This is a genomic window from Kitasatospora sp. NPDC029312, from assembly GCF_055569215.1.
On the sequence record NZ_JBVHXY010000002.1, the window covers coordinates 1 to 13,190 of the forward strand.

General features: G+C 72.1%; 10 protein-coding genes. 6 read left to right on the forward strand and 4 right to left on the reverse strand.

All coding sequences use genetic code 11. The features are described from left to right. Nucleotides 1-190 precede the first annotated feature (190 nt). From ACZ4WV_RS01545 to ACZ4WV_RS01570, 6 genes are all read left to right on the forward strand, one after another. A complete protein-coding gene (locus ACZ4WV_RS01545; RefSeq protein ID WP_465741667.1) occupies nt 191-1,816 on the forward strand; it encodes a peptide ABC transporter substrate-binding protein in 1,626 nt (541 codons plus the stop codon). Nucleotides 1,817-1,972: 156 nt separating this feature from the next. Next, nucleotides 1,973-2,899, forward strand: a complete 927-nt coding sequence (locus ACZ4WV_RS01550; protein ID WP_465741669.1) for an ABC transporter permease — start codon at nt 1,973-1,975, stop codon at nt 2,897-2,899. 76 nt (nt 2,900-2,975) lie between these two features. Next, entirely contained in the window at nt 2,976-3,890 is a 915-nt protein-coding gene (locus ACZ4WV_RS01555) for an ABC transporter permease (protein WP_465742148.1), read from the forward strand. Nucleotides 3,891-3,906: 16 nt separating this feature from the next. Continuing rightward, nucleotides 3,907-4,959 carry an ABC transporter ATP-binding protein gene (locus tag ACZ4WV_RS01560; protein ID WP_465741671.1) on the forward strand — a complete coding sequence of 351 codons (1,053 nt, stop codon included), beginning with the start codon at nt 3,907-3,909 and terminating at the stop codon, nt 4,957-4,959. Next, a complete protein-coding gene (locus tag ACZ4WV_RS01565; RefSeq protein ID WP_465741673.1) occupies nt 4,949-6,073 on the forward strand; it encodes an ABC transporter ATP-binding protein in 1,125 nt (374 codons plus the stop codon). The genes ACZ4WV_RS01560 and ACZ4WV_RS01565 overlap by 11 nt, the downstream gene beginning before the upstream one ends. A gap of 178 nt (nt 6,074-6,251) precedes the next feature. Beyond that, complete coding sequence (locus ACZ4WV_RS01570; RefSeq protein WP_465741675.1) at nt 6,252-7,301, forward strand: ABC transporter ATP-binding protein; 1,050 nt, start codon at nt 6,252-6,254, stop codon at nt 7,299-7,301. Between the two features lie 28 nt (nt 7,302-7,329). Here ACZ4WV_RS01570 and ACZ4WV_RS01575 read toward each other — a convergent pair whose 3' ends face one another. The 4 genes from ACZ4WV_RS01575 to mshB all read right to left on the reverse strand — a co-directional run bounded on the left by ACZ4WV_RS01575 (nt 7,330) and on the right by mshB (nt 13,172). Further along, a complete protein-coding gene (locus ACZ4WV_RS01575) occupies nt 7,330-9,048 on the reverse strand; it encodes an ABC transporter family substrate-binding protein (RefSeq protein WP_465741677.1) in 1,719 nt (572 codons plus the stop codon). A 134-nt stretch (nt 9,049-9,182) separates the two neighbouring features. Then, entirely contained in the window at nt 9,183-11,528 is a 2,346-nt protein-coding gene (locus ACZ4WV_RS01580) for a peptidoglycan binding domain-containing protein (RefSeq protein WP_465741678.1), read from the reverse strand. Nucleotides 11,529-11,766: 238 nt separating this feature from the next. Next, a complete protein-coding gene (locus ACZ4WV_RS01585) occupies nt 11,767-12,222 on the reverse strand; it encodes a DUF6113 family protein (protein ID WP_465741680.1) in 456 nt (151 codons plus the stop codon). Continuing rightward, nucleotides 12,219-13,172, reverse strand: a complete 954-nt coding sequence (gene mshB, locus ACZ4WV_RS01590; RefSeq protein ID WP_465741682.1) for an N-acetyl-1-D-myo-inositol-2-amino-2-deoxy-alpha-D-glucopyranoside deacetylase — start codon at nt 13,170-13,172, stop codon at nt 12,219-12,221. Before mshB ends, ACZ4WV_RS01585 begins: the two co-directional genes overlap by 4 nt. Between the last annotated feature and the right edge of the window lie 18 nt (nt 13,173-13,190).

Sequence of the window (13,190 nt, forward strand, 5' to 3'; positions counted from 1 at the left end):
AGTGGCCCGGCGCTACCCGCCCGCGCATCGCGCGGCCGCTCCTCTGCATCCGGCCCCCGCCCCCTTCCGTCGTTCCGTCAACTCGACAGGGGGGTCACGGCACCCATCCGGGTGCACCCGGCTCGCGCCGTCACCGGGGCGCGCTTCTCATGGGGTGTGATGCGACACACACCCATGAGGAGGGACCTCCATGCCCGTGGCCACTCGCGCCCGCCTGGTCCTCGCCGCTGCGACGTCCGTGGTCCTGGTGGCCACCGGGTGCAGCAGCGGCAGTGGCGGAGGCGGTAGTAGCTCGTCGGACACCAGCAAGACCTTCAGCTACCAGAGCAGCGAGCCGCAGAACCCGTTGCAGCCCGCCAACGCGAACGAGGTCGGCGGTGGTCGCATCATCCAGAACCTCTTCAAGGGCCTGGTGGACTACGACCCCGGCACCGCGAAGATCCGGATGCAGGTCGCGGACAAGATCGACACCAGTGACTCCCAGACCTTCAACGTCACCCTCAAGGACGGCTGGAAGTTCCACGACGGCACCCCCGTGCACGCCAAGAACTTCGTGGACGCCTGGAACTGGGGGGCCAACCCGGCCAACGCCCAGATCAACAGCTCCTGGTTCTCCGACATCGAGGGCTACCAGGACGTGCACCCGTCCAGCGGGAAGCCGACCACGGACAAGATGTCCGGTCTGACCGTCACCGACGACCTGCACTTCACCGTCAAGCTCAGCCACAAGGTCTCGTACTTCGAGTACAAGCTCGGCTACATCGCCTTCTCGCCGCTGCCGGACGGCTTCTTCAAGGACCCGACCGGGTACGGGCAGAAGCCGGTGGGCAACGGCCCCTACCAGTTCGTCAGCTGGTCGCACAACACCGAGGTGGTCACCAAGGCCTTCCCGGACTACCAAGGCGTGGACAAGCCGAAGAACGGCGGCATCGTCTTCAAGATGTACACCACGTCCGAGGCCGCCTACGCGGACCTCCAGTCCAGCAACCTGGACGTGATGGACCAGGTGCCGCCGTCCGCGCTGGCGACGTACAAGAACGACCTCGGCGACCGGGCGGTCGACGCCCCGCAGGGCGCGATCCAGAACATCGGCTTCACGCTCTACCAGGGCGACTGGTCCTCGCCGGACAAGGCCAAGGTGCGCCAGGGCCTGTCGATGGCGATCGACCGCGACACCATCACCAAGACCGTGCTGCAGGGCTCCCGCAAGCCCGCCACCGCCTGGGTGGCCGAGGGCGTCGAGGGCTACAAGGACGGCGCCTGCGGCGACTTCTGCAAGTTCGACCCGGCCAAGGCCAAGCAGCTGATCCAGGACGGCGGCGGCGTCCCCGGCAACAAGCTGCTGATCACCTACAACGCGGACGGCGGCCACAAGGAGTGGGTCGACGCGGTCTGCAACTCGATCCGGCAGAGCACCGGCGTGGACTGCCTGGGCGACCCCAAGCCCGACTTCAAGACCTCGCGCGCGGCGATCACCGGGCACCAGCTCAACGGCGCCTTCCGCACCGGCTGGGTGCAGGACTACCCGCTGAACGCCAACTTCCTCTCCGACGTGTACCGCACCGGCGCCGCCTCCAACGACTTCGGCTACAGCAGCCCGCAGTTCGACGACGCGGCCACCAAGGCCGACGAGGCCGCCAGCGTCTCCGACACGGTGACCGGCTACCAGCAGGCCGAGGCCGTGCTGCCGAGCGGCATGCCGGCCATCCCGCTCTGGTACTACCGCACCAACTCGGGCTACTCGACCAAGGTGCAGAACGTGAAGTTCGACTCCTTCGGCAACCCCGCCTGGACCCAGGTCGAGGTCAAGGGCTGACACCTCCGGCCCGGCATCGGGCCGGCGGCAAGCCCCGGCGGAGGCCGGGGGAGCGGGGCCCCGCCCCACGCGCGGCCCCGCCCTCCCCGCACGGAGGGCGGGGCCCGGCCCTCCCGGCCGGCCGCGGCCGCCCGGGCACCTAGGAAGGAGGCTCGGATGGGCAGTTACGTGCTGCGGCGGGTGCTGCAGATGATCCCCGTGTTCTTCGGCACCACGCTGCTGATCTTCCTGATGGTCTACACCCTGCCGGGCGACCCGGTGGTCGCGCTGTTCGGCGAGAAGGCCGCCGACCCGGCCGTGGTGGCCAGCATCAAGCACAAGTACTACCTGGACCAGCCGGTCTGGAAGCAGTACCTGCACTACATGGGGAACCTCTTCCAGGGCGACTTCGGCACCAGCTTCACCGGCCGGCCGGTCTCCGACATCATGGCCAACGCGTTCCCGGTCACCATCCGGCTGGCGCTGCTGGCCTTCGTCTTCGAGATGGTCCTGGGCCTCGTCCTCGGCGTGGTCTCCGGCCTGCGGCGCGGCAGCGTCCAGGACAGCCTGGTGCTGGTGCTGACCCTGCTGGTGATCTCGATCCCGGTCTTCGTGCTGGCGTACATCGCGCAGACCATCTTCGCCACCAACTTCGGCTGGGTCACCCCGACCGTGCAGGACAGTTACGACCTCTCCCAACTCGTGCTCCCCGCGGTGGTGCTGGGCTCACTCTCGCTCGCCTACGTGGCCCGGCTCACCCGGACCTCGATCGGTGAGAACCTGCGGGCCGACTACATGCGCACGGCCGTCGCCAAGGGCCTGCCCCGGCGCACCATCGTCGTGCGCCACCTGCTGCGCAACTCGCTGATCCCGGTGGTCACCTTCCTCGGCACCGACCTCGGCGCGCTGATGGGCGGCGCGATCGTCACCGAGGGGATCTTCAACGTGCAGGGCATCGGCAACGTCCTGTACCGGGCGATCAACACCAAGGAAGGCCCCACCGTGGTCGGCATCGTGACCGTCCTGGTGATCGTCTATCTGGTCGCCAGCCTGCTGGTCGACCTGCTCTACGCGGTCCTGGACCCGAGGATCCGCTATGCCTGACGTCCACGACGAGGACTCGTACCAGCCGCATCCCAAACCGGGGATCTCGCACCTCGACTACGCCGGAGAGCAGGGCATGGCGGTCGAGCAGGAGACCCTGATCGAGCGGGACGTGGAGAAGCGGGAGGAGGCCCGCAGCCTCTGGGGCGACGCCTGGCGGGACCTGCGCCGGCGGCCGATCTTCCTGATCTCGGCGGTGCTGATCCTGCTGCTGGTCGTCATGGCGATCTTCCCCTGGGCGTTCACCGACGCCGACCCGCGCAAGGCCGACCTGGTGAACAACTACCTGCGGCGGCCGGACTGGGGCGACGTCTTCGGGGCCGGCTGGTTCGGCTACGACGCCCAGGGCCGTTCCATCTTCGCCCGGGTGATCTACGGCGCCCGCGCCTCGATCACCGTCGGCATCTTCGTGACCGCCGCGGTCACCCTGCTGGGCGGGCTGACCGGCATGGTCGCCGGGTTCTTCGGCGGCGCCGTGGACGCGGTGATCTCCCGGGTCATCGACATCTTCTTCGGCATCCCGCTGCTGCTCGGCGCCCTGGTGCTGCTGAACGCCTTCACCACCCGCACGGTGTGGAGCGTGGTCGTCGCGCTGGGCGTGCTCGGCTGGACCCAGATCGCCCGCGTGATGCGCGGCGCGGTGCTGACCGTCAAGCAGTCCGACTTCGTGGTGGCCGGCCGGGCGCTCGGCGCCGGCACGGGGCGGCTGATGTTCCGGCACATCCTGCCGAACGCAGTCGCCCCGGTGATCGTGGTCGCCACCATCGCCCTGGGCGGCTACATCGCCACCGAGGCGACGCTGAGCTTCCTCGGCATCGGCCTGCAGGACCCCACCATCTCCTGGGGCATCGACATCTCCTCCGCCCAGAAGGTGATCCGCACGGCGCCGTACGTGCTGTTCTTCCCGGCCGCGGCGCTCTCCGTCACCGTGCTGGCCTTCATCATGCTGGGCGACGCGGTGCGCGACGCCCTCGACCCGAAGCTTCGCTGAGCGAGGGGAGCGCATCGTGAGCACAGCTGTCGACACCACCAAGCGCGAGCGGCAGACACCGTTCGAAGGGCCGCTGCTCGACGTGCGGGACCTGCACGTCGAGTTCGCCACCCGGGACGGCGTGGCCAAGGCCGTCAACGGGGTCACCTACAGCGTCCGGGCCGGGGAGACGCTGGCCGTGCTGGGCGAGTCCGGCTCCGGCAAGTCCGTGACGGCCCAGGCGATCATGGGCATCCTGGACATGCCGCCGGCCAGGATCCCGCGCGGTGAGATCCGTTTCCGCGGCCAGGACATGCTGAAGATGGGCAAGGAGGAGCGGCGGAGGATCCGTGGTGGGAAGATCGCGATGATCTTCCAGGACGCGCTGTCCTCCCTCAATCCGGTGCTCAGCGTGGGCTTCCAGCTCGGCGAGATGTTCCGGGCCCACCACGGGGCCTCCCGGTCCCAGGCCCGGGCGAAGGCCGTCGAGCTGATGGACCGGGTGCGCATCCCGGCGGCCAAGCAGCGGGTGAACGACTACCCGCACCAGTTCTCCGGCGGCATGCGCCAGCGCATCATGATCGCCATGGCGCTGGCGCTGGAGCCGGACCTGATCATCGCGGACGAGCCGACCACCGCGCTGGACGTGACGGTGCAGGCCCAGGTCATGGACCTGCTGGCCGAACTCCAGGCCGAGTTCCACATGGGGCTCATCCTGATCACCCACGACCTCGGCGTGGTCGCCGACGTCGCGGACAAGATCGCGGTGATGTACGCGGGCCGGATCGTCGAGACCGCGCCGGTGCACGAGCTGTACGCGCGCCCCGCCCACCCCTACACCCGGGGGCTGCTGGACTCCATCCCGCGGCTGGACCAGAAGGGCCAGGAGCTCTACGCCATCAAGGGCCTGCCGCCCAACCTGCTGCGGATCCCCCCGGGCTGCGCGTTCAACCCGCGCTGTCCCCGGGCGCAGGACGTCTGCCGGGCCGAGGTGCCGGAGCTGTTCGCGGTCACCGAGGAGGACGGCACACCGCTGGAGGGGCGCGGCAGCGCCTGCTTCTTTTGGAAGGAGACCCTCCATGACCGTTGACGGGGCAGGTGCCGGCGGGGCCGGCGCGCCGGGGGCGGCGGTGCCGGAGGAGGCGGTGTTCGAGCAGGAGGTGCCGCGCGGCGAGCCGATCCTCGAAGTCCGGGACCTGGTCAAGCACTTCCCGCTCACCCGGGGCGTGCTGTTCAAGCGGCAGGTCGGCGCGGTCAAGGCGGTGGACGGGGTCAGCTTCGACCTGATCCAGGGCGAGACGCTCGGCATCGTCGGCGAGTCCGGCTGCGGGAAGTCCACGCTGGCCAAGGTGCTGATGAACCTGGAGCCCGCCACCGGCGGCTCGGTCCGCTACAAGGGGGAGGAGATCTCCCGGCTGTCCGGGGCCGGGCTGAAGGCCGTCCGGCGCAACATCCAGATGGTGTTCCAGGACCCGTACACCTCGCTCAACCCGCGCATGACGGTCGGCGACATCATCGGGGAGCCGTTCGAGATCCACCCCGAGGTGGCGCCGAAGGGCGACCGCCGCAAGGCCGTCCAGGACCTGCTGGACGTGGTCGGGCTCAACCCCGAGTACATCAACCGGTACCCGCACCAGTTCTCCGGCGGGCAGCGTCAACGGATCGGCATCGCCCGGGGGTTGGCGCTCAAGCCGGAGATCATCATCTGCGACGAGCCGGTCTCGGCGCTGGACGTGTCGGTGCAGGCGCAGGTGATCAACCTGCTGGAGCAGCTCCAGGGGGAGTTCAACCTGTCGTACATGTTCATCGCCCACGACCTCTCCATCGTCCGGCACATCTCCGACCGGGTGGGAGTGATGTACCTGGGGAAGGTGGTCGAGATCGGCACCGACGCGGAGATCTACGACCACGCGACCCACCCGTACACCCAGGCGCTGCTGTCCGCGGTGCCGGTGCCGGACCCGACGGCGCGCGAGTCACGGGACCGGATCGTGCTCACCGGGGACGTGCCCTCGCCGGCCAACCCGCCCTCCGGGTGCCGGTTCCGCACCCGCTGCTGGAAGGCGGAGGAGCGCTGCGCGGTCGAGGTTCCGCTGCTGGCCCCGCCGAGCTGGCTGGAGGGCGCGGCGTACCACGACTCGGCCTGCCACTTCGCGGCGGAGCGGGCGGACGGGCCGGCCACGGGGCGTACGGAGACGGGCTAGCGCAGCGGCCGGCTCCGCCGCCCCGGGGCGCGTCCTGCGAGCGAGGGCGCGCCTTCGGGCGTACCAGGGGCCGTGATGGAACCGAGATCTGCCGCGCTCTCCCCAAGTGCACTCCGGTCATTGATAGTTGCAAGGCGCCTGTCGATGGTCGCTGCTGCGCTGAGGGAGGACTGCTCACATGGACGCGGTGGAGATGATCGGCGGCGGCCGGCCGAGCCCGGTGCCCGGGACCCCGTTGCTGGAGGTCGAGGACCTGCACGTCGAGTTCCACACCCGGGACGGCGTGGCCAGCGCCGTCAACGGGGTGAGCTACTCGGTGTCGGCGGGGGAGACGCTGGCGGTGCTGGGCGAGTCCGGCTCCGGCAAGTCGGTGACGGCCCAGGCGATCATGGGCATCCTGGACATGCCGCCCGGAAGGATCACCTCGGGGCGGATCCTGTTCCGCGGCGACGACCTGCTGACCATGCATCCCGGGGCCCGGCGGGCCGTCCGGGGCCAGCGGATCGCGATGATCTTCCAGGACGCGCTGTCCGCCCTCAACCCGGTGCTCAGCGTGGGCTACCAGCTCGGCGAGATGTTCCGGGTGCACCAGGGACTCACCCGCAAGGAGGCCCGGGAGAAGGCCGTCGAGCTGATGGAGCGGGTGCGCATCCCCGCCGCCCGGCAGCGGGTCGGTGACTTCCCGCACCAGTTCTCGGGCGGCATGCGCCAGCGCATCATGATCGCCATGGCGCTGGCGCTGGAGCCGGACCTGATCATCGCGGACGAGCCGACCACCGCGCTGGACGTGACGGTGCAGGCGCAGGTGATGGACCTGCTCGCGGACCTCCAGGCCGAGTTCAACATGGGCCTGATCCTGATCACCCACGACCTCGGCGTGGTCGCCGACGTGGCCGACAAGATCGCGGTGATGTACGCGGGCCGGATCGTCGAGACCGCGCCGGTCCACGAGCTGTACGCCCGGCCGGCCCACCCGTACACCCAGGGCCTGCTCCGCTCGATCCCGCGCCTGGACCAGAAGGGCCAGGACCTGCACGCCATCAAGGGCCTGCCGCCTAGCCTGCTGCGCATCCCCCCGGGCTGCGCCTTCAACCCGCGCTGCGACCGGGTGCGGGACCGCTGCCTGACCGAACTCCCGCGGCTGGTACCGGTGCTGGACGAGGACGGCGCCGATCTGCCGGGCCGGCGCAGTGCCTGCCACTACTGGCGGGAGACGCTGCACGGCTGAGCGCCGCCCGCCCTGACCGGCGGCGGGCTCACTTGGTGAAGCCGACGTTCTCCCAGACGATGTCGGACAGGCCCTGGGCGCCGATGTTGGCGAGGTCGGCGCGGGCCCCGTACAGCTGCGGGCGCTGGTAGAGCGGCAGCACGCCGGCCACCTTCCAGAGCTCGCCGTCGGCCTGGTTGACGGCCTCGGAGGCGGTGGCGGCATCGGTCGCGGCGGCGGCCCGGTCGAGCGCGGCGTCCGCCGCCGCGCTGCCGGCGCCGACGTGGTTGGCACCGCCGTTCTGCGCGAAGCCGGCCCGGCTGCCGCTGGCCGGGAACGGGGTGCCGATCAGGGCGAAGGCGGTCAGGTCGAAGTCGTCGCGGTCGACGTACTTGTCGAAGAACTCGTCGGCGGCGGCGGTCACCGTGGTGACCTCGATCCCGACGTCCTTGAGCATCCGGGTGACGCCGGTGGCCTCGCTCCGGGCCACCGGCACCCCGGCCGGGATGACCATCCGCAGGTTCAGCTCGTGGCCGTCCTTCCTCCGCACGCCGCCGTCGAGCTTCCAGCCGGCCGCGTCCAGCTTGCGGGCGGCCTCGGCCGGATCGAAGCGGGACAGGCCGAGGGAGTTGTCGCGGTAGCCGTTCTGGTTGGCGACCAGCAGGTGGTTGTTGAGCGGGACGGCGGGCCAGTCCAGGCCGTTGAGGTCGGAGCGGATCAGGGCGTCCCGGTCGATCGCCTGGAACACGGCCTGGCGCACCGCCGAGTCGCCGAGCGCGGGGGTGCGGGCGTTCAGGGTGATCTGCCGGAAGTCCGGGCCGCCGGCCCGGCGGACGGCGGCTCCCTTGGTGTTCTTGATGACCCGGTAACCGGCCGGGTCCGGGCCGTTGTCGAACAGGTCGATCTCGCCCCTGGCGAAGGCGGGGCCCATCGCGGCGGGCGACATGGCGTGGAAGACGATCCGGTCCAGCACCGGCTTGTCGCCCCACCAGGCCGGGTCGGCGACCAGGGTGACGGTCTGCGCGGCCGGGTCCAGGCGCTCGACCTTGAACGGGCCGGCGGTGATCGGGATCGCGTCCAGGTAGGCCGAGTCGAACAGCTGCGGGGTGGAGACCGCGGCGGCCGGCAGCAGCGGGGCGTTGGCGGCGCCGTTGAACATCGACTGCCACTCGGAGAACGGCTGGTCGAAGGTCATCACGGCCTGGAAGTCGTCCTTGCCGCGCTCGACCGAGGACACCAGCTCGAAGCCGGTGGTGCTGGCGGGCCGGAAGGCCGGGTTCCTGCCGTTCAGGGCGCGCCAGTTCGCCTCGATGTCGCGCCAGGTGATCGGGGTGCCGTCGGACCAGTGCGCCTTCGGGTTGAGCGTCCAGGTGACCACCTGCCGGCCGTCCCTGACGTCGGCGTGCGCCTCCTGCAGGTAGGCCGGGTTGGCGGTCTGGGTGCCGGCCGCGTCCGAGCGGAAGAAGGTCGGCAGCAGCGGCTTGGTGACGTCGATGGTCGAGGACTCGCTGCCGTCGGTGTGGATCGGCGACCACTGGTGGGAGAACTGGGTGATCGCCAGGTTCAGGGTGCCGCCCCGGCGCAGCTGGGCGCGGTCGTGCGGGTTGACGTCGATCGAGGTGAGCTTGGGCATCCCGGCGGCGCCCGGCGCCGCGTCCGCGGCGTCGCCGCCCTGTCCGGAGGCGCAGGAGCAGAGCGCGAGCGAGAGGGTGAGCACGGTGAGACCGGCGAGCAGTGCCGTCCGGTGGTGCTGGAGGCGGCGACCCATCGGTGTGACTCCCGGGATTGCTGTGACGGAGGGTGTGGCGTCACATCTTGCTGACCGGGAGGGGAGTTGTCGAGGGGCGGGACCGCGTGCCGGCGGTGCGGCAGCGGCCCCGCCCCTCGTTCGTGTCCGGTCCGTCAGGCGACGGTGAACTTGAACGTGCGGTCCTTGTCGCCGGTCTTGTCGAACAGCGAGCCGACGGCGTCCGCGACGTCCTGCGGGGTGATCGTGGCGGTCTGGCCGTTCTTCTTGATCTTCACCTTCTCGAAGACGCCGCCCAGCTGGGTGCTCAGCGCGTCGAGGTCCCACTTGGGCGCGATCTTGCCGGAGGCGTCCGGGACCAGTGTGAGCGCCTTGGCGGCGGTCAGCTTGCCGAAGCTCCAGGACTTGGTGCCGGCCACGATGGTGATCTTGCCGCTGACGACCTGCTTGCCGAGGCTGTCGGCGGCGGCCTGCAGCGCCTGGGTGGAGACCTTGGGCTGGGCGGCCGCGACGGCCAGCGCGATCGGCTGGTCCGGCTTGCCGTCGGCGCGGTCGCGGTAGGCCTGCTCGATCACGTCCAGCGCGGCGTTGGAGTCCACCGCCTGACCGGCCTTGCCGGGCACCACGACCGGGTCGCCGTTGTCGCCGAACTTGACGTATCCCTCCTGGAGGCCCTGGCCCGAGCCGGCCGCCAGCGAGTCCAGCGCCGCCTTGAGCTTGGCCCGGTCGACCCGGACTTCCGGCGCGACCGCCTTGGTGCCGCCCTCGAGCGACTTGATCACGTCCACCGGGTTGTAGCTGTGGGCGGCGAGGCCGTCCACGGTGGCCGTGGTGTCGAAGGTCAGCCCGGCGACGGTCGGGTCGAGGTCGACGCTCTGGTCGCCGATCTTCAGCTTGAGCGGCTGCTGCCCGGCCTTGCCGACCGACTCGTCCAGCGCGTGGATCGCCTGGTCCCGGCCGTTGCCGCCGATGTCGGTGCCGAGCACCACGGTGCCCTTGGGGACGTCCGACTGGTTGAGCATCAGGCCGGTGCCGTACGCGGCGGCGCCGAGGAAGAGCACGGCGCCGAACGCGTAGACGCCGAGCTTGACCAGCTTCTTGGCGCCGCCGCCCTTCGACTTGGCCGTGCCCTTGCCGCTGCGCTTGCCCTTGCCGTTGGTGGGAGCGGCCGGTTCGGCCTTGGCCGCGGCGGGGGCCGGACCGGGACCGGGCTGCCCGGCGGCACCAGAAGGCGCCGCCCCGGCGGGGCCGGAGGGCCCGGGCCGGCCGGCCTCGGCGCCGGAGCCCGGGGCCGGCAGCGGGGTGACCTCGGTGGCCTCCGGGTCGCGACCGGCCGGCCGCGAGCCGCCCGGGGCGGACTGCGGGGTGCCCGGGAACAGCCCGCCGGGCGCGGCCGATGAGCCGAACGGGTCCTGGCCGGCGGCGACCGGGCGCTGGGTGGCGAACGGGTCCGTGCCGGTCGGCGCCGAGGCGAACAGGCCCGGCTGCGGGTGGCCGTCGGCGCCGCGCGGGGCGCCGTTGCGGGGCGCGCCGGGTATGGCGGCCGGCGGGGTGTTCTCGCGGATCGGCGCGAAGCCGTCCACGGAGGTGTCCTCCGGGCCGGGCTCGGCGGCGGCCGGGCCCTGGGGACGGCCGTTCAGCCCCGGTGCGCCCTGCGGGCCGTCCGGGCGCTGCCGGTTGGGCAGGGGTCCGTTCGGCTGCGGGGCCTGCCGGCGGGGGCCCTGCTGCTGGGGGCGGCCACCGCGGGAGCCGCGCGCGGCGGCGTCGGGGCCGGCCGTGGCGTACGGGCCGGCGACCGGCGCGAAGGGGTCGGCGGCCTCGTAGACGCCGGGTTCCTCGGCCGGCGCCTCCGCGCCGAACGGCGCGGAGGCCCGGTTCGGCGCCGTGCCCTGGGCGGGCACCGGGCGGCCCGCGGCCGGGCGGGAGCCGTTCGGGGCACCCTGCGGACGGGACTCGGCGGCTGCGGCCTCCGGCGCGCTCGGGGCGCCGGCCGGCACGGCGGCCGGGGCGGGCTCGGCGCCCTGGGCCCTCTTCTGCCGCGGCCGGAACCACGCGCCGGTGGACTCGGCCTCGGAGGTCGCCGGCGGGATCGGCGGGACCTGCCACTCCGGCGGCAGGTTGGGCGGCGTGGCCGTGTGCCCGCCGCCGTCCATCACGCCGAGGACGGGCGAGGCGGGGGCGGAGCGGTGCCGCGGACCGCTCGGTTCGGCGGCGCCCGGGGAATGGTCGCCCGGGCCGTCCTCGTTCTTGACGGTGCTGCGGACGACGACCGGCGGGATCGGGCGCGAGCCGGGGATGTTGATCCGGACCCGGGTGGTCAGCGTGGTCTCGGTCCTCGGACCGTCGTCCTCGCCGCCCGACGCGGCGCCCTGGTCGGCACCGGCCGCAGCCCGGTCGCCGCCGGGGCCCGGGGTGCCGTAGGGCGGCGTGCCCGACGGGTAGGCGTCCGGACCCGTACGCCGGGGCGTCGGGTTGGCGTTGTCAGATTCGCGGCTGCTCAATGCTGCTCTGCTCCGGGTTCGCGGGCGGGCCGTGCGGCGCGACCGCGGTTCGTGGTCGCCGGGCCTGGGGCAAACGGCGGTCGGGTTCGACGTACTGCGGGACCACCATACTGGGAAGGACTGAGCGGTGAACGGCTTCGGACAGATCCTGATACGTCCGGTTCCTCCGGTATGAGAGTACGGCCGTGTGGTCCTGACTGCGCGTCGTGCGCGGTGCGGTACCCGCTCGCGGGCCGGATCAGCGCCGCGGGTTGGGCGCGCCCGGGAACCAGCTGCCGCGGGTGGGCAGGGTGGCGCAGATCACGCCCAGCACCGAGCCGGCGAACAGCCAGGCCAGCGAGGTGGCGTTGGACCAGAGCACGTTGTCGCCCTCCGGCCGGGGCACCATCAGCAGCAGCATCGCCAGGAACCAGCCGGCCGCGGGCATCGCGGCGCCGAGCCGGGTGCCGGTGATCCGCAGACCGGCGTAGAAGGTCGCCACGCTCGCGGCGAGCGCCAGCAGAACCCCCACCGGCGGCCACAGGGCCTGCACAAAGGATCCGCAGACCGACACCGCGATGCCCAGCAGGAAGAACAGGACATACACCGCGATCCGGACGAGGCGCGGGGGTTGAGGCTCGGCCAGGCGTTCCTTCTGGGTGCCGAGGACGGTCGCCGCGAGCGAGCGGCGCTGGCGGGTGGCGGGCGCGGTCATCGGGCGCTCTCCTCGGGGGTGGCGGTCGCGGTGGCGGTCGCGGTGCGGTCGTCCAGGCCCGCGAACAGGTCGCGCTCGGGCCGCTCCGGGCCGACCTGACCGCGTACCAGCTGGTAGTACTCGGTGGCGAACAGCGGCTGGCCGAGGTCGTTGGAGAGCGCGAAGAAGGCGCCGTCCACGGTGATCTGGGTGGCGTGGGCGGCCATCGCGGCGGCCTTGCGCCCGGCGTACGCGGCGCCGTCCAGCACGGTGGTGACCAGCTCGTCGGCCACCACCCCGGGCACGTCGGCGGGTCGGGCGACGCCGGGGAAGGGTGCCTTGGCGGCGGTCTCGGCGAGGCCGGCCTCGATCACCGAGCGGGGCATCCGGTTCCAGTAGACCTTGGCGATCCGCCAGGCACCGCCCAGCTCCGGACGGTGCGCCGGGTCGGCGGCCAGCTCGTACGCGCGCATCGCGACCCGGTGCGCCTGGATGTGGTCCGGGTGCCCGTAGCCGCCGTTCTCGTCGTAGGTGACCAGCACCTGCGGCCGCACCTCGCGGATCACCGCGACCAGGTGGTCGGCCGCCTCGTCCACGTCCGCCCGCCAGAAGCAACCGGGGGCGTCGTTGTCGGGCACGCCCATCATTCCCGAGTCGCGGTAGCGCCCCGGGCCGCCGAGGAAGCGCACGTCGGTCACCCCGAGGACGCCCATCGCCTCGGTCAGCTCACCGATCCGGTAGGCGCCGAGGGCGTCGCCCCCCGCCTCCGGCCGGGGGTACTCCTGCCCGGTCGCCGTCCGCCGGGCGTGGTCACGGGGGATCACCTCGCCGCCCTCGCCGAGGGTGCAGGTCACCAGCGTCACCCGGGCGCCCTCGGCGGCGTACCGGGCCATGGTGGCGCCGTTGCCGATCGACTCGTCGTCGGGGTGGGCGTGGACCAGCAGGAGGCTGCGGCCGGTAGTCGCGGTCATGAGAGGAAGCCTAACCAC

Excerpts from the sequence above, each read along its gene's own strand:
- ACZ4WV_RS01545 (WP_465741667.1), top strand. The coding sequence starts at position 191 with ATGCCCGTGGCCACTCGCGCCCGCCTGGTCCTCGCCGCTGCGACGTCC.
- ACZ4WV_RS01550 (WP_465741669.1), top strand. The coding sequence starts at position 1,973 with ATGGGCAGTTACGTGCTGCGGCGGGTGCTGCAGATGATCCCCGTGTTC.
- ACZ4WV_RS01555 (WP_465742148.1), top strand. The coding sequence starts at position 2,976 with ATGGCGGTCGAGCAGGAGACCCTGATCGAGCGGGACGTGGAGAAGCGG.
- ACZ4WV_RS01565 (WP_465741673.1), top strand. The coding sequence starts at position 4,949 with ATGACCGTTGACGGGGCAGGTGCCGGCGGGGCCGGCGCGCCGGGGGCG.
- ACZ4WV_RS01570 (WP_465741675.1), top strand. The coding sequence starts at position 6,252 with ATGGACGCGGTGGAGATGATCGGCGGCGGCCGGCCGAGCCCGGTGCCC.
- ACZ4WV_RS01575 (WP_465741677.1), bottom strand. The coding sequence starts at position 9,048 with ATGGGTCGCCGCCTCCAGCACCACCGGACGGCACTGCTCGCCGGTCTC.
- ACZ4WV_RS01585 (WP_465741680.1), bottom strand. The coding sequence starts at position 12,222 with ATGACCGCGCCCGCCACCCGCCAGCGCCGCTCGCTCGCGGCGACCGTC.
- mshB (WP_465741682.1), bottom strand. The coding sequence starts at position 13,172 with ATGACCGCGACTACCGGCCGCAGCCTCCTGCTGGTCCACGCCCACCCC.